Origin of the sequence: Gallaecimonas sp. GXIMD4217 (assembly GCF_038087665.1) — a bacterium.
In the GTDB taxonomy this organism is placed as follows: domain Bacteria; phylum Pseudomonadota; class Gammaproteobacteria; order Enterobacterales; family Gallaecimonadaceae; genus Gallaecimonas.
This window is the reverse complement of sequence record NZ_CP149925.1, coordinates 2,610,305-2,624,647: the sequence shown is the minus strand read 5'-3', so window position 1 is coordinate 2,624,647 and position 14,343 is coordinate 2,610,305. Positions and strand designations below refer to the sequence as shown.

Genomic DNA, 14,343 nt, shown 5'->3' with positions numbered 1-14,343 from the left:
GGCTAATTCAGGTAGCAATGGCCGTCGCGCACCGTCAGGGCCTCCAGCAGGGCCCGGGGCGGCAGTGGCGGCGCGAACAGGTAGCCCTGGATGGCGTTGCAGTTCATGAGCTTGAGCTGGGTGAGCTGTTCCTCGGTTTCCACCCCTTCGGCCACCACCCAGATCCCCAGTTTCTGGGCCATGGCGATCACGGCGCTGATCAGGGTCTTTTCCTTGCCGCCATGCTGGAGCTGGCTGACGAAGGCCTTGTCTATCTTCAGGCAATGGAAGGCATGTTCGTTGAGATAGCGCAGTGACGAATAGCCGGTGCCGAAGTCGTCCAGGGCCAGGGACAATCCCAGCGCCTGCAGTCCCTGCAGGTTTTGCCTGGTCTGCTCGTGGCCGGCATCCAGCACCACCCGTTCGGTGAGTTCCAGCTCCAGGCCCGAGGCCGGCAGCCGGTAGCGCTGCAGCAGCATTTCGATGTTGTCCACCAGGCTCGGCTCCCTGAGCTGCCTGGCGGAGACATTGATTGCCATGCGCAGCCGCAGGCCCTGTTCCAGCCAGTCGGCCTGCTGGCGGCAGGCCTCTTCCAGCACCCAGAGGCCGATGGGGTTGATCAGGCCGTCTTCCTCGGCCAGGGGAATGAATTGCTCCGGGCTCACCGAGCCCAGCTCCGCCGAATGCCAACGCAGCAGTGCCTCCACGCCCAATACCCTGCCGGTGCTGATCTCCACCTGGGGCTGGTAGACCAGGCTCAGTTCCTGCTTGGCCAGCGCCTGCTGCAGGGCCCTTTCCAGGTTGACCCGGGCCGAAATGGCCTTGTTCATGGCCGGGGTGAAGAAACGGTAGCGGTTGTCACCGTCTTCCCTGGCCTGGAGCCTGGCGGCGTCGGCATTGCGTACCAGCACGGTGGCGCTGTCGCCGTCGCCCGGGTAGACGGCAATACCGATGCTGGCATTGATCTTGACCGGGCCTTTCAGCAGGTTGAAGGGGGTCTTGAAGCAGTCCAGCAGGTTGGTGGCGATGACGTCGGCGGTCTTGAGCTTGCTGGCGTGATCGAGGATCACCAGGAATTGATCCGAGCCCAGCCTGGCCAGGGTGTCCCCGGTCCTCAGGCTGTTGCCCAGGCGTTGCCCGACCATGCGCAGTAACTGGTCGCCGCTGTGGTGACCATAGATGTCGTTGACGTCCTTGAACCTGTCCAGATCCAGGAAGAACACCAGCACCAGTTGGTTGTTCCTGGGGTTGAAGGTGTCTATGGCCTGCTGCAGGCGGTCGAAGGCCAGGATGCGGTTGGGCAGCTTGGTCAGGGGATCCTGGGTGGCCTGGGCCTTGAGCCTGTTGTTGAGGGTGAAGCGCTCCAGCAGATCCTGGAGCAGGGTCAACACCGAGTCGAGGAAATCAAAATCGTCCCTGCTCAGCTTGAGGCTGACGCCCACCCCCTGGTTCAGGCCCAGCACCAGGGCCAGGCCATAGTCCGGGCGCTGGTGGTAGAGCAGGCGATGGCATTCATTGGCGTTGATCAGCGGCGCCAGCTCGGGTGGCAGGGGCTGGCCCTTTTGCCAGCATTGGCTCTCGTTTGGCTGGGAAAGGTGACTGATGGGATCCTGCCAATGGCCAAGGCTGTGCAGCAGCCTGGCCTCGCCCCTGTGCAGCTCGTAGAGGGCCACCATGTCGACCATGGCGGCCTTGAGCAGCAGGTGCAGCAGCTTCTGGGTCAGCCTCGTGTTGTTCTCGCACTGGCCGGCCAGGCGGTAACCCTGCTGCACCAGGCTGGCCAGCACCCGGGTGCGGCGGATCTCCTGGGCCAGGGAAGACTGTTCAGCCAGGGCCTGGGCCAGGCGCTGGCTGAGCTGCTGGGACTTGGGATCGACCATCAGCCGTGCACTCCTTTGCCGGTCACCATTGCAGCATCACCCCCGTCCAGTTCATCAGCGTCGGCCGGCCGGCCAGGGTGGCCAGCTCGGCGCCGGAAAAGAAGCCGGCGGTGCGCAGCTGCAGGCGCTCCCGCAGCAGCTGTGCCTCTTCCCGGGCCAGGCCGGAGAAGCTGCTGGTCCGCCCGGCACAGTCGATATAGAGGCTGGGACGGTCCGGCTCCAGCTGGCCCAGGGCCCTGTCCATATCGGCAAAGATGGACGGGCCGCTGCGCAGCATCACTTCCACCTGCTCGCCTTTTTGGAAATGACCCATGGCCATCACCAGGCCGCCACTGGCGTCGTCCAGGGCGGCCACCAGGTGGCTGGTGAGCTGCTCGCCGTCGTGACGGCGCCCCAGGGACAACTGCAGGGCCAGGGGATTATCCCTGGACGCCAGCGCCAGGCCGGTGAACTCCCTGAGCTGCTCCAGGGCCGGCCTGTGGTCCAGGGTCAGGATGCAGTTGTCCCTGACGGCGGTGATGGTGAGGGGCTGGCTGACGGAGTCCGAGCCGTGGCTGATCCGCTGGCGCTTGGGGGCTGGCACCTTGACCAGCACCACCTGGTCGTTGACGCAGCCGTTGCCATCGAAGACGAAGCTGCTGCTCAGGCGGTGATCGCCGAGCATGGCGGCGCCACTGAGGTGGCAGCCGTCCAGTTCATCCATGGCGGTGGCCAGGTTGTGGCCGAGCAGGTCGAAGAACAGCAGGGCGTGGTCGTCGCCCAGCCAGCGGCGGACAGGTTCGGCCTCGAAGGCGCCCTGGTCCAGTGACAGGAAGTCTGGTGCCGGGTCACTGAACAGCAGCAACAGGGCCTCGTAGCCGCCGTAATGGATACCGGCCGGGCAGATGATGCCGCAGCAGCTGCCGCCAAAGAGGGGCAGTTCGGTGCCGGCCTGTTCCCGGAGGGCGTCGAAGAGCTGCTGGCCGTCGTGGAAGCCGCTGGCAAAGAGCAGTCCCCACTGGGGTTTGCCGACCAGGCGGCTGGCCGCACCCTGGTAGAGATCCTCTGCCACCAGCTTGGCGCTGACCTCGGTGCTCCATCCGATGGAAAACATAAACACCAGAAATGGTTGGGGTTATTGCCAAATCTAGATGGCGGCTGGCGGTTTTGCAAAAAGGAAAACCCCGGTCTGGGCCGGGGTTTTCCTGGGAGCGGCGAGGGCCTTACAGCCTGGCGAAGACGCGTCTGGCCGCCTCGAGGGTGGCGTCGATGTCCTGGTCCGTATGGGCCAGCGACAGGAAGCCGGCCTCGAAGGCGCTGGGGGCCAGGTAGACACCTTCTTCCAGCATCAGGTGGAAGAAGCGCTTGAAGCGCTCGATGTCGCACTGCTGCACCTGCTCGAAGGTGGAGATGCTGTCCTGGTCGGTAAAGAAGTAACCGAACATGCCGCCGGCATGGTTGATGGCCATGGGGATGCCGGCCTCGTCGGCGGCGGCCTTGAGGCCGGTGATCAGCTTCTCGGTCTTGGCGGCCAGTTGCGCCTCGTTGCCCTCGGCGGACAGCGCCTCCAGGGCGGCCAGGCCGGCGGCCATGGCCACCGGGTTGCCGGACAGGGTGCCGGCCTGGTAGACGGGACCGGTCGGGGCCAGGTGCTCCATGATCTCGCGCTTGCCGCCGAAGGCGCCCACCGGCATGCCGCCGCCGATGACCTTGCCCAGGGTGGTCAGGTCCGGCTTGACGCCGTAATGGGCCTGGGCGCCGCCCAGGGCGACCCGGAAGCCGGTCATGACCTCGTCGAAGATCAGCACGGCGCCGTACTGGTCGCAGATGGCGCGCAGGCCTTCCAGGAAGCCGGGCACCGGCGGCACGCAGTTCATGTTGCCGGCCACGGGCTCGAGGATGATGGCGGCGATGTCGTCACCCACTTCCTCGAATACCTGCTTGACCTCGTCCAGCTTGTTGTAGGCGACGGTCAGGGTGTGCTTGGCGAAATCACCGGGCACGCCCGGCGAGGTGGGCACGCCCATGGTCAGCATGCCGGAGCCGGCCTTGACCAGCAGGGTGTCGGCGTGACCGTGGTAGTTGCCCTCGAACTTGAGGATCTTGTCCTTGCCGGTGAAGCCCCGGGCCAGGCGGATGGCGCTCATGGTGGCCTCGGTGCCGGAGTTGACCATGCGCACCATCTCCATGGACGGCACCAGCTCACAGACCTTCTCGGCCATGGCCACTTCCAGCTCGGTGGGGGCGCCGAAGGACAGCCCCTTCTCGGCGGCCTTGATCACCGCCTCCTTGATGGCCGGGTGGTTGTGGCCCAGGATCATCGGCCCCCAGGAGCCCACGTAGTCGATGTAGGCCTTGCCGTCGGCATCATAGATACGGGCACCTTCGGCGTGTTCGATGAACAGCGGCGTGCCGCCGACGCCGTTGAAGGCGCGGACAGGGGAATTCACGCCGCCGGGGATGCGGCGACGGGCTTTGGCGAAGAGTTCGTCTGAGCGGCTCATGGTGATCCTTGTTTGTCAGTTGCGGTCGCTGCCTTTGCCGGAATGCCAGAGCACCGGCGCCTCGTGCTTTTCCAGCAGCTGATCCACGCCCAGGGTCAGGGCGAACAGGGCCATGCGGATCAGCACGCCGTTGTCGGCCTGGCGGAAGATGGCCAGGTTGGGGTGCTCGTTGAGGTCGTTGTCCAGCTCGTTGGCCTCGGCCCGGGAGTCCCTGGGCAGCGGGTGCATGATAACAGTATTGGACTTGCAGTGCTGGGTGTAGATGGCCTGGTTGAGGCGGAAGCGGCCCCGGTACTGGCGGGCGTCTTCCAGGGACGGGAAGCGCTCCTCCTGGATGCGGGTCAGGTAGCAGATGTCGGCCTCGCCGAGGGAGCCTTCCAGGTTGTTGGTGATGCGTACCCGGTGGCCGGCGTCCTCAATGATGGCCACCACCTCGTCGGGCATGGCCAGTTCCTTCGGCGACACCAGGGTGAAGGTGATGTTCCTGTACAGGCGCAGCAGCTTGGCCAGGGAATGGACGGTACGGCCGAACTTGAGGTCGCCGACCATGGCGATGTGCATGCCGTCGATGCCCTGGCCGCGGGAGGCCAGTTCCTTCTCTATGGTGTAGAGATCCAGCAGCGCCTGGGTGGGATGCTCGTTGGGACCGTCGCCGCCGTTGAGCACGGGCACCCGGCTGCCCTTGGCGAACTCGGCCGCGGAGCCGGCGTCCGGGTGGCGCATGGCGATGACGTCGGAATAGGAAGACAGCATCCTGGCGGTGTCGTACAGGGACTCGCCCTTGGTCAGCGACGAGCTGGCCATGCCCACCGTCTCCCTGACCATGCCGCCCAGCAGGTTGAAGGCGCAGCCGAAGCTGACCCTGGTGCGGGTGCTGGGCTCGAAGAACAGGTTGCCGAGGATGGCCCCTTCCAGCACCTTGGTGCGCTTTTGGCGCAGGGCGTAGGGTTCCATGCGGTTGGCAACGGAGAAGATCTCGGTGATGGCGTCGCGGTCGAACTGCTTGACCGAAAGGATATGGGTACCGGCGAAGTTGCTCATGGTGCTGTCCTGAAAGTGGGCGAGGACAGGCCTGGGGATCCAGCCTGGGGCCTCTCTGGCTGGGCGCCTATTATAGACGCGCAAAGAGTCGTCACGAAACCGAAATTGACTTGTTATAATGGCCCATCATTTAGCGGACCCCGTTGTAACAACCCCATGCCCGATGCCTCCAGTGCCGTCTCCCGGGAAGAGCGTACCGCCCAGCCCAGTGGCATAGTGCGCCTGTTCAAGGCCCAGAACATCACGCCGGTGTGGCTGTTGTTGCTGGCGGCCCTGGTGGGCGTCCTGGCGGGCCTGGTGGCGACCCTGTTCGAATACGGCGTGCACCAGGTGCTGGCCTGGCGGGCCAACGGCATCAGCCTGTGGAGCGAAAGCGGCTGGCCGCGCTGGCTGCTGGCGGCGCTGTCCAGCGGGGTGATGGCGGGCCTGGCCATCTGGCTCACCTACAGGTTCGCCCCCGAGGCGGCCGGCTCCGGCATCCCCGAGATCGAAGGGGCCATGGACAACATCAGGCCGCTGCCCTGGTGGCGGGTGCTGCCGGTGAAGCTGGTCGGCGGCTTCCTGGCCCTGGGCGGCGGCCTGGTGCTGGGCAGCGGCGGCCCCGCCACCCAGATGGGCGCCCATGTGGGGCGGATGATTGCTGACATCTGCCGGCTCACCAAGGACAATGCCCACATGCTGCTGGCCACCGGCGCCGCCGGCGGCCTGTCCGCCGCCTTCAACGCGCCCCTGGCCGGGGTCATGCTGGTGGTGGAGGAGATGCGCCCCCAGTTCCGCTACAACCTCATCTCGGTCAAGTGCGTGCTGATGGGGGCCATACTGGCCAACATCGTCTTTCGGGCCTTCCACAGCCAGGACGCCATCATCGAAATGCCCAGCTATGCGCCGCCGGCCCTGGCCTCGCTGTGGCTGTTCCTGCTGCTGGGCTTTCTGTTCGGCGCCTTCGGCATCTTCTTCAACAAGGCCATACAGGCGGCCCAGGACGGCTACAGCCAGCTGCACGGCGACAACATGGCCAGGCGGGTGGCCCTGGTGGCGGCCATGGGCGCGCTGATGGGCTGGCTGACCGTGGACATGCCGGCCCTGACCGGCAGTGGTGTGGATCTGATCCCCAACATCACGGTGGGCAGCTTCACCGTCGCCACCCTGGCGCTGCTGTGCCTGGGGCGGCTGCTGACCACCCTGATCTGCTTCGGCGCCAACCTGCCCGGCGGCATCTTCGCCCCCATGCTGACCCTGGGCACCCTGTTCGGCATGGGCTTCGGCCAGCTGGTGTCGGCGGCCTTCCCGCAATGGGGCCTGGAGCCCGGCACCTTCGCCATCGCCGGCATGGGCGCCCTGTTCGCCGCCACCGTCAGGGCGCCGCTGACCGGCATCATCCTGGTCATAGAGATGACCGACAACTACCTGCTGATCCTGCCGCTGCTGCTGACCTGCCTGGGCGCCACCATGGTGGCCCAGGCCCTGGGCGGCCAGCCCCTCTATGCGCAGCTGCTCAAAAGGATGCTGGAAAGGGAGAGGGCCAAGGCATGAGCCATTCCAAGCAGCTGCTGCTGGCGGCCCTGGCGGCGGTGATCACCGCCTTTGCCCTCGGCCGGCTCACCGCCCTGGGCGACGCCGAACTCAGGGCCCGCCTCGACGAGGCCAGGACAGACCGGACCCTGGCCGAGGCCAGGGCCCAGGTCACCGACAACAGCAACCAGGCGCTCAGGGCCCAGCTCAAACGACAGCTGGCGCAGCTGGCCGAGGCGGAGCTGGCCATCAGCCAGTACCGCCGGGCCTTGAAGCCCCAGGACGAGGTGGTGCTGGTGGACCGTATCGCCATGATCCCGGAAGGGGGCGGTGCCTACCGTTTCCATATCCGCCTGCTGGGCCAGGGGCCCAATGCCCGCAAGGGCAAGCTGGCCATGAACCTGAGCGGCACCCTGTCCGGGCTGCCCTTCGACCTGGATCTGGTGGAGGCCAGCCAGGGCGACCAGGGCCAGCCGGAGCTGGACTGGCTGCCGTTCGAGGTGCGCTACCTGACGGAGCTGGAGGGCCGAGTCTGGCTGCCGGAAAGCTTCAAGCCCCAGACCCTGGATCTGAGCATCAAGGTGGGGCCGCTGCCGGTCAGCAAGCGCCATATCGCCTGGCAGGCGCTGTCGAATACTTGAACCCCCCGGTCGGGTATCGGATAATCGCCCCCTCAAGCGGGATTAAGAGGTATCTATGAGCGACGCACCCATGCCCATCCAGTTCACCGACGCGGCGGCCCGCAAGGTGAAGGTGCTGATCGAGGAAGAGCACAACCCCGAGCTCAAGCTCAGGGTCTATGTCACCGGCGGCGGCTGCTCCGGCTTCCAGTACGGCTTTACCTTCGACGAGAAGACCAACGAAGGTGACACCCTGATCGAAAAGGAAGGCGTCACTCTGGTTGTGGATCCCATGAGCCTGCAATACCTGGTGGGCGGCGAGGTGGACTACACCGAAGGCCTGCAGGGCTCCCGCTTCATCGTCAACAACCCCAACGCCAGCACCACCTGTGGTTGCGGCTCCTCCTTCTCCGTTTAAGGGAAGCTGAGGGAAAGAAAAAACGCCGGCTGCAGCCGGCGTTTTTTTATGGCTGGCGTCATCACCCGGCCTGCTGGCCCAGGCCGGCCCGGTCGGCGGCCAGCAGGCCGTACAGCCAATCGTCGTGCCAGCGGCCGTGGAGCCGGTAATGCTCCCTGAGGCAGCCTTCGCGCTGGAAGCCGGCCTTCTCCAGCAGAGCCGCCGAGGCCAGGTTGCCGCTGGTGACGGTGGCGGTGAGCTTGTGGTAGCCACACCGGTCGAAGGCGAAATCCAGCAGCGCCTCTAGGGATTCGAAGCCATAGCCCTGGCCCTGGTGCTCCGGCAGCAGCAAAAAGCCCAGCTCCGCCTGGCAGTTGGGAGCCCAGTCACAGCGGAAACCAGTGATGCCCACCGGCCGGCCGCTTTCCCTTTCGGTCATCACCAGGCTCAGCCACTGGTCCCGGCCCTGCTGCCAGGGAGGCAGTCGTCGCTCGAAGTGGTCACGGATCTCGGCCTCGCTCATGGGGTCGCGCACATGGGCCATGACCTCCTGGTCCTGGTGCAGGGCCAGGAACAGCGGCCAATCCTGAAGGGTGATCTGGGTGAGCTCCAGCCGATCCGTACGTAACTTCATTGCGACTCCTTAGGCAAAAAAGCCCCTGTTTTCAGGGGCTTTTCAGATTACGGCCTTTGCGAACGTGCTGGCAAGGGTCAACTCAGTTCGTCGAGCCGCTCCTCCAGGCGGTCCAGCATGGCCGCCAGGCCGCTGGCCCGGGACGGGCTCAGGTACTGGGACAGGCCCAGCTCGGCGAACCAGGAGCGGGCGTCGAAGCCGCGCGCCTGTTGCGGGGACTGGCCCTGGTAGGGGCTGAGCAGCAGCGCCATCAGGCCCTTGACGATGCGGGCCTCGGAGTCGCCGGCCAGGGCCAGCCGGCCCTGCTTCAGCTCCACCTTGAGCCAGGTGCGGGATTCGCAGCCGCGCACCTCGTTTTCGCCCGTTTTGTCCTCGGCGGCCAGGGGCGCCAGGGTGCGGCCCAGCTTGACCAGGAAGGCCATGCGGGCCTCGAAGCTCTTCTGCAGGGCCCAGTCTTCGGCCAGTTTGTTGGCGCGGTTTTCCATCAGTCGTCTCCAAAGAGGGCCAGGGCCTCGGCCAGGGCGGCCAGGGCCTGGTCCACCTCGTCCTCGGTGTTGTAGGGAGCCAGGGACAGCCGCAGCGAGCCGTCGAGGCCCAGGGCCGAGTGCAGCGGCTGGGTACAGTGGCTGCCGGCGCGTACGGCGATGCCCTTGCCGTCCAGGTACAGGGCCAGATCGCCGGGGTGCACCCCGGGGGCGCTGAGGCTGATCAGGCTGACCCTGGGATCCCTGGGGCCCAATAATTGCACCGGCAGCTGGGCCAGGCCCCGCCATAGCCGGTCCAGCAGGTGTTGCTCGTGGCGGCGGGCCCCATCGCCCAGGCCCTCGACCAGGGCCACGGCCCGGCCCAGGCCGATGACCTCGGCGATGGGCGGGGTGCCGGCCTCCAGGCGATGGGGCAGGGCGTTGAAAGTGACGCCTTCGAAGCTGACCCTGTCGATCATCTCGCCGCCGCCCTGCCAGGGCTCGAGCTGCTCCAGGGCGGCCAGGCGGCCGGTGAGCACGCCGACGCCGGTGGGGCCGAACATCTTGTGGCCGGAGAAGACGTAGAAGTCGCAGCCCAGGGCCTGGATGTCGATGGCCAGGTGGGGCGCGGCCTGGGCGCCGTCTATGACGCTCAGGGCACCATGGCGGCGGGCCAGCTCGCAGATCCTGGCCACCGGGTTGATCACCCCCAGGGTATTGGAGGCATGGCAGACGGCCACCAGCCTGGTCCTGGGCCCCAGCAGGGCCTGGTAGGCGGCCATGTCCAGCTCGCCGCTCTGGGTCAGGGGGATGGGGCGGACCCTGGCGCCGCTGCGCTGGGCCACCAGCTGCCAGGGCACCAGGTTGGCGTGGTGCTCCATGGTGGAGACCAGGATCTCGTCGCCCGGGCCCAGCCGGTCCAGCAGGCCCCAGGCCACCAGGTTGATGGCCTCAGTGGTGCCGCGGTTGAAGATCACCGCACGCTCGCTCTCCACCCTGAGCCAGCCGGCGATCTGGTGGCGCACCTGCTCGAAGGCAGTGGTGGCCTTGGCGGCCAGGGCATGGCCGGCCCGGTGCACGTTGGCGCGGCAGCCCTGGTAGTAGTCGTCCATGGCGTCCAGCACCGCCCGGGCGGTCTGACTGGTGGCACCGTTGTCCAGGTAGATCAGCGGCCTGTCGTTGACGCTCTGGTCCAGGGCGGGGAAGGCGCGGCGCAGTTCAAGGGGATCGAAGGCTTGGCTCATGGGGTTCCTCGGGCTTGGCCAGAGGATCTTGGGCAAAGCGCCGTCCTAAAGCAAGGGTCAGCGCAGCCGGATATCGCCCCTGAGGCGCTGCTGGCAGGCCAGGCGCATGCCCCTGTCCAGGGCCTTTTGGCTGAAACGGGCCCGTTCCTCCGGGCTGACGGGGGCGTCGCCCTCGATGCGCACCACGCAGCCGCCGCAGCCGCCACCGCCGCCGCATTGGCCCTTGTCCTGCAGCTCGGGCAGCTGCTCGAACAGCCAGGTGCCGGCCCGGGCTCGCTGCTGCCTGGCGCCGACCCGGATGGCCAGGCGCCGGCCCGGCAGCGGCAGGCGCCGCACCAGCATCCAGCTGCCGGTCAGGGCCAGCACCAGGGTACCCAGGGCGAACAGCCAGATCAGCGGGTGGTTGAAGTCATCCCGGTCCAGGTAGTCCATGGTGTGGAGCATCCAGAACAGATCGAACAGCGTCCATTGCGGGGTGCGCACGCCTTGGGGGGCGCCGGTGACGGCGTCCAGGTAGAGGCTGTTGCCGTCCTCGAAGTCGAGCCGCCACAGCGGCTTGGGCCACTTGCGGTTGGCGGTGGTGGCCTCCGTCTCCAGGGCCAGCTCCACCAGCTCGCCCCGGTAATGATGCCGGGCCAGATCCCGGGCCTGGTATTCGGTGAGGGGGGCGCTCTTGAGATCCAGGCGCAGCCGCTCGCCACTGGCAAGCACGATGCCGCCATGGTCGCCGCCGGTCATGCGCCAGTCCTGGCCCGGGAAGCGGGCCAGCAGCGCGCCCAGCTCAGGCATCCGCAGCCGGTGCTGGCCATCGTCGTGGCGGATCAGCCCCTGGCCGGCGACCTGGGCCTGGGGCAGCAGGCTGAACACCAGGCCGCCGGCGGACCACAGCAGCAGCTGGATGCCTGCCACCAGCCCCAGCCAGCGGTGCAGCCTGGGCAGCCAGCTCCGGTGGCGGGGCAGGGGCTGGCGCCAGAGGCGCGCCAGCAGCCAGAGGCCGGCCAGGGCGAACAGCAGCGCCGCCAGGCTGGCCAGCTGCAGCAGGGGATGGTTGACCTCCTCCCTGGTGTCGTAGTCCATGATGTGCAGCATCCACAGCAGATCGAAGGCGCGCCACAGATCGCTGCGCTTGGCCCTGAGCAGGCCGGTGTCGGCGTCGAAGTAGAGGCTGGGAGCGAAGAGGCCGTCGAAATCGGCCCGCCATACCGGCCCGGGCCGACCACCCAGCTCCCTGGGGTGCCGGGGCAACAGGCTCAGCTCGGGATTTCCTTCGCCGGCATAGAGGGCCTGGGCGCGACGACGGATCTCCTTGGCGTCGGGCCTGCCCAGGGCCTGCAGGGTGACGGCGTCAAAGCGCTGCCAGCCCTGTTCGGTGCGGGCCAGGTAGAGGGGACCCAGGGGATCCTGGACCAGGCGCAGCTCCAGCAGCTCGCCATCGACGGCGCCGGGCGGCAGGGGTGTCACGGCCTGCTTGCTGGTGGCTTCCCGGACCAGGTGGTCGCCGTGGACCCTGTCCAGGGGCACCAGCACCATGTAGAGGCCACTCAGCAGCCACAGCAGCAGCTGAATGCCCACCACCAGGGCCAGGTAACGGTGCCATTGTCTGAGTCGGGAAGTTATCGCCACTTTCTGTACAGGTTCGCCAGGTCGTGTCCCAAGGTACCGCAATTTAGGATGCGGATCAGCCATTGCTAATGGGGCCAGTGCAGGTGCGGCTGGTTGGGCAGCCGGGCCAGCCTGGCCTGACGCTGGGCCTTGGGGGGATGGGTCAGCAGCAGGGTGCTGGGCTGGGTGCGGGACCAGAGCCCCTGCCACCAGGGACGTTCGATGCGCTCCAGCCGCTCCAGGGCCAGGATCAGCGCCTCGGGATCGCCGGTGAGGCGGACGGCGCCCTCGTCGGCGGCGAACTCCCGGGTCCGGGACAGGGCCAGCACCAAGAGTGAGCTCACCAGGGGTGCCAGCATCAACAGCAGCAGGGCCAGGGGCGAGATGGCCAGGGTGCCGAACAGCCAGAAGGGGAACAGCAGCAGCACCACCAGGAAGGCCAGGTTGGCCAGCAGGGCGGTCATGCGGCTGAGCATGTCGGCCATGGTCATCAGCCGCACGTCGCCCTGGGCCAGGTGGCTCATCTCGTGGGCCAGCACCGCGAAGCATTCCCGGGGCGGCAGGCTGTCGAGCAGGCCCAGGGTCACCGCCAGGGCGCCGTCCTTCTCGGTGCCGAGGGCCAGGGCGTTGAGCCGGGGCGAGGGGAGCAGGTACAGCCTGGGCACCTGCGCCAGGCCGGCGCGCCGGGCCAGGGTCAACACCATGGCCTCCAGGGCCGGCGCCTCGCCGGGCCGCAGCGGCCTGGCGCCGTGCAGGCGCAGCATCAGCTGGGGCGAGCCCAGGGGACCGAGAAAGAGTATCACCCCGGCGCCCATCAGCAGCGCCAGCCACAGCTCGATGCCCAGCAGCCAATGGCTGGCCAGGGCCATGATCAGCAGCAGGGCGGCCAGCAGGGCCAGGCTTTGCAACCAGATCTTCATACCCTGGATATGGGGTGCCAGCGCCGTCTTGTCAATGGATCGGCAGGGGGCCTGGCTGTGTAACCAGGCCCTTGCTAAGCAGTTCAGGAACAGGCGGGCGTTACCGCCCGCCTGGAGGGCTCAGGGGCAGCCTTTCTTGTCGACATTGTCCGGGTCGGCCGAGGCCGGGCATTTGTCCTTGTTGTTGGGCACGCCGTCGCCGTCGTCATCACGGAGCACCCTGTTCGCTCCCGGGTTGTTTAGCACAGGTGGTGACATGGCGTCACAGGCGTCGCCAATGCCGTCGCCATCGAGATCCTGCTGGTCCGGGTTGGGGGTGTCGGGACAGTTGTCGATGTCGTTGTTCACGCCGTCGCCGTCGCTGTCCGGCTCGCAGGCGTCACCAATGCCGTCGCCGTCGCCATCCTGCTGGCCGGGGTTGGGGGTGTCGGGGCAGTTGTCGCAGACATCACCAATGCCGTCTCCGTCGCCATCTGTCTGGCCGGGGTTGGACGTGGTGGGGCAGTTGTCGCAGACGTCGCCAATGCCGTCGCCGTCGCCATCTTCCTGGCCGGGGTTGGCCGTATCGGGGCAGTTGTCGAGATCGTCGATGATGCCGTCGCCGTCGCTGTCCGGCTCGCAGGCGTCACCTGTGCCGTCGCCGTCGCCATCTTCCTGGAATGGGTTGAAATCATTGGGGCAGTTGTCCATATCGTCCGGATAGCTGTCGCCGTCCGAGTCCGGGCAGGCATCGCCAATACCGTCGCCATCGCTATCTGCCTGGTCGGGATTAAAATGCAAGGGGCAGTTATCCTCGGCGTTAACAATGCCGTCGAAGTCGCTGTCGGCATCTGGGGCCAGGATCAGTATCGGGGAGCCCAGGGCTTCTATCTGGAGAACATCCTGGCTACCGGGCTCGCCAGCACCAACAAAGAGCTGCCAAAGCGCATCTTCAAAGCCTGGGCCAAAACAGTCATCTGTGAATTCAAACAGGCGCAGCTCAACTAGCCAGGTCATGGTGTTTTCGTCAAACATGACTTCGGGGCCATCTGAAAAGACTCGTATTTCACAGACAAAGGGCTCAGGGTCAGGTCCCAGCTTGGTGAGGTGAGAAATAAATTCAAAGGAGCCGGGGTCAGCTGTATCCAAACTCACTTGCAGCTTAACGAACCCCCTATCAGGGTGGTCTTCATCGGGTGGAATGGGGATATAGAAAAAGGTGGCCCCTGGGACAATTTCGGCCTGGGTTACCGAGACGGCATAAGCCTGGCTAGAAATGGCCAGCAGCATTGCCAGGCCAAGGCGTCTCAATAATCGCCACGGCCAGATGCCCGTTAATGTAGTGGACATGGTCTTTCCTCCATCGGGTTACGCCCGGTCAAGGGCGGCTTTTCTATCCTCCTTTCAAAAAAATCAGCTCTGATTGCAATCTTCGTTTTCCTGGGCTGTAGATCCCTTGACTAAAGCATTCACAGAAGGCTCGCACTGGAGCGAATTAGGCAATAGTCATGCCATTGACCTAGCTATCTGATTTACAAGTAATTTGCCTTTGGTGCCGGTGTGGCGGTCAGGGGCCGGCGGCGCAACT

13 protein-coding genes are annotated in these 14,343 nt (G+C 66.3%); 3 read left to right on the top strand and 10 right to left on the bottom strand.

From position 1 onward, the window contains the following. Nucleotides 1–2 precede the first annotated feature (2 nt). From WDB71_RS12785 to WDB71_RS12770, 4 genes are all read right to left on the bottom strand, one after another. Nucleotides 3–1,859 (bottom strand): EAL domain-containing protein, encoded by a 1,857-nt coding sequence (locus WDB71_RS12785; protein ID WP_341501975.1) that lies wholly within the window; start codon nt 1,857–1,859, stop codon nt 3–5. Between the two features lie 22 nt (nt 1,860–1,881). Then, a complete protein-coding gene (locus WDB71_RS12780; protein WP_341501974.1) occupies nt 1,882–2,952 on the bottom strand; it encodes an FIST N-terminal domain-containing protein in 1,071 nt (356 codons plus the stop codon). 109 nt (nt 2,953–3,061) lie between these two features. Continuing rightward, complete coding sequence (hemL, locus tag WDB71_RS12775; RefSeq protein WP_341501973.1) at nt 3,062–4,342, bottom strand: glutamate-1-semialdehyde 2,1-aminomutase; 1,281 nt, start codon at nt 4,340–4,342, stop codon at nt 3,062–3,064. A 15-nt stretch (nt 4,343–4,357) separates the two neighbouring features. Continuing rightward, nucleotides 4,358–5,383: an aspartate carbamoyltransferase gene (locus tag WDB71_RS12770; RefSeq protein WP_341501972.1), complete on the bottom strand. Its 1,026-nt coding sequence runs from the start codon at nt 5,381–5,383 to the stop codon at nt 4,358–4,360. A 156-nt stretch (nt 5,384–5,539) separates the two neighbouring features. Between WDB71_RS12770 and clcA the strand changes: the two genes are divergently transcribed. Genes clcA through erpA form a run of 3 tightly spaced genes read left to right on the top strand, consistent with a single transcriptional unit; the run spans nt 5,540 to nt 7,933 of the window. Then, nucleotides 5,540–6,916, top strand: coding sequence for a H(+)/Cl(-) exchange transporter ClcA (clcA, locus tag WDB71_RS12765; RefSeq protein WP_341501971.1), 1,377 nt, complete (start codon nt 5,540–5,542; stop codon nt 6,914–6,916). Then, nucleotides 6,913–7,536, top strand: coding sequence for a DUF6776 family protein (locus WDB71_RS12760; RefSeq protein ID WP_341501970.1), 624 nt, complete (start codon nt 6,913–6,915; stop codon nt 7,534–7,536). The genes clcA and WDB71_RS12760 overlap by 4 nt, the downstream gene beginning before the upstream one ends. A 55-nt stretch (nt 7,537–7,591) precedes the next feature. Further along, entirely contained in the window at nt 7,592–7,933 is a 342-nt protein-coding gene (gene erpA / locus WDB71_RS12755) for an iron-sulfur cluster insertion protein ErpA (protein WP_341501969.1), read from the top strand. A 61-nt stretch (nt 7,934–7,994) separates the two neighbouring features. Here erpA and WDB71_RS12750 read toward each other — a convergent pair whose 3' ends face one another. The 6 genes from WDB71_RS12750 to WDB71_RS12725 form a co-directional block, all read right to left on the bottom strand. Continuing rightward, on the bottom strand, nt 7,995–8,546 hold the full coding sequence (locus WDB71_RS12750) for a GNAT family protein (protein ID WP_341501968.1): 552 nt from the start codon (nt 8,544–8,546) through the stop codon (nt 7,995–7,997). Nucleotides 8,547–8,623: 77 nt separating this feature from the next. Beyond that, nucleotides 8,624–9,031, bottom strand: a complete 408-nt coding sequence (locus WDB71_RS12745; RefSeq protein ID WP_341501967.1) for a SufE family protein — start codon at nt 9,029–9,031, stop codon at nt 8,624–8,626. Further along, nucleotides 9,031–10,254 carry a cysteine desulfurase gene (locus WDB71_RS12740; protein WP_341501966.1) on the bottom strand — a complete coding sequence of 408 codons (1,224 nt, stop codon included), beginning with the start codon at nt 10,252–10,254 and terminating at the stop codon, nt 9,031–9,033. The genes WDB71_RS12745 and WDB71_RS12740 overlap by 1 nt, the downstream gene beginning before the upstream one ends. Before the next feature lie 57 nt (nt 10,255–10,311). Next, nucleotides 10,312–11,877 (bottom strand): PepSY domain-containing protein, encoded by a 1,566-nt coding sequence (locus WDB71_RS12735; protein WP_341501965.1) that lies wholly within the window; start codon nt 11,875–11,877, stop codon nt 10,312–10,314. A gap of 65 nt (nt 11,878–11,942) precedes the next feature. Next, on the bottom strand, nt 11,943–12,776 hold the full coding sequence (locus tag WDB71_RS12730; RefSeq protein ID WP_341501964.1) for a M48 family metalloprotease: 834 nt from the start codon (nt 12,774–12,776) through the stop codon (nt 11,943–11,945). A 120-nt stretch (nt 12,777–12,896) separates the two neighbouring features. Continuing rightward, nucleotides 12,897–13,772, bottom strand: coding sequence for a thrombospondin type 3 repeat-containing protein (locus WDB71_RS12725; protein WP_341501963.1), 876 nt, complete (start codon nt 13,770–13,772; stop codon nt 12,897–12,899). Between the last annotated feature and the right edge of the window lie 571 nt (nt 13,773–14,343).

Bases quoted from the DNA above. Each gene is read 5' to 3' on its own strand.
- WDB71_RS12780 (WP_341501974.1), bottom strand. From the start codon at position 2,952: ATGTTTTCCATCGGATGGAGCACCGAGGTCAGCGCCAAGCTGGTGGCA.
- WDB71_RS12785 (WP_341501975.1), bottom strand. From the start codon at position 1,859: ATGGTCGATCCCAAGTCCCAGCAGCTCAGCCAGCGCCTGGCCCAGGCC.
- WDB71_RS12730 (WP_341501964.1), bottom strand. From the start codon at position 12,776: ATGAAGATCTGGTTGCAAAGCCTGGCCCTGCTGGCCGCCCTGCTGCTG.
- clcA (WP_341501971.1), top strand. From the start codon at position 5,540: ATGCCCGATGCCTCCAGTGCCGTCTCCCGGGAAGAGCGTACCGCCCAG.
- WDB71_RS12760 (WP_341501970.1), top strand. From the start codon at position 6,913: ATGAGCCATTCCAAGCAGCTGCTGCTGGCGGCCCTGGCGGCGGTGATC.
- WDB71_RS12745 (WP_341501967.1), bottom strand. From the start codon at position 9,031: ATGGAAAACCGCGCCAACAAACTGGCCGAAGACTGGGCCCTGCAGAAG.
- WDB71_RS12740 (WP_341501966.1), bottom strand. From the start codon at position 10,254: ATGAGCCAAGCCTTCGATCCCCTTGAACTGCGCCGCGCCTTCCCCGCC.
- WDB71_RS12750 (WP_341501968.1), bottom strand. From the start codon at position 8,546: ATGAAGTTACGTACGGATCGGCTGGAGCTCACCCAGATCACCCTTCAG.
- WDB71_RS12770 (WP_341501972.1), bottom strand. From the start codon at position 5,383: ATGAGCAACTTCGCCGGTACCCATATCCTTTCGGTCAAGCAGTTCGAC.
- hemL (WP_341501973.1), bottom strand. From the start codon at position 4,342: ATGAGCCGCTCAGACGAACTCTTCGCCAAAGCCCGTCGCCGCATCCCC.
- erpA (WP_341501969.1), top strand. From the start codon at position 7,592: ATGAGCGACGCACCCATGCCCATCCAGTTCACCGACGCGGCGGCCCGC.
- WDB71_RS12725 (WP_341501963.1), bottom strand. From the start codon at position 13,772: ATGACCTGGCTAGTTGAGCTGCGCCTGTTTGAATTCACAGATGACTGT.